Source organism: Adlercreutzia equolifaciens (assembly GCF_029076695.1).
Lineage (GTDB): Bacteria > Actinomycetota > Coriobacteriia > Coriobacteriales > Eggerthellaceae > Adlercreutzia > Adlercreutzia equolifaciens_A.
In genome coordinates this window covers 1-298 of record NZ_JARFIK010000435.1, presented here as the reverse complement: position 1 = coordinate 298, position 298 = coordinate 1, and the positions used below count along the sequence as shown (strand labels likewise).

Annotated in this window: 1 protein-coding gene; it reads right to left on the bottom strand. The window is 71.5% G+C overall.

All coding sequences use genetic code 11. From position 1 onward, the window contains the following. The coding region (locus tag PZH32_RS13055; protein WP_343074581.1) for a DmsC/YnfH family molybdoenzyme membrane anchor subunit at nucleotides 1–298 on the bottom strand (298 nt) is incomplete at both ends.

The window sequence follows — 298 nt, the reverse complement described above, 5'->3', positions numbered from 1 at the left end:
ACGCAGTACAGCGCGCAGCGCTTGCCGGCGGCCTCGCCGGCGTCCTTGGCTCCCGCGGTCACCGCGCCGTAGATGGCGGCGGCCAGGGCCAGGTCGGTGCCCAGGTAGGCCAGGGGCAGCATCGGCGTGTTCCACAGGGGCTGGGCGCCCATCTGGTAGCCCGAGCCGGTGACGTAGCCCAGGAGCAGGCCCACGACGAGGCTCACCACGGCGACGACCTTCATGGCGCCGGCGGACTGGCCGCGGAAGATGCCCACGAGGTAGACGATCGCCATGATGGTCACCAGGCCCACCAAGA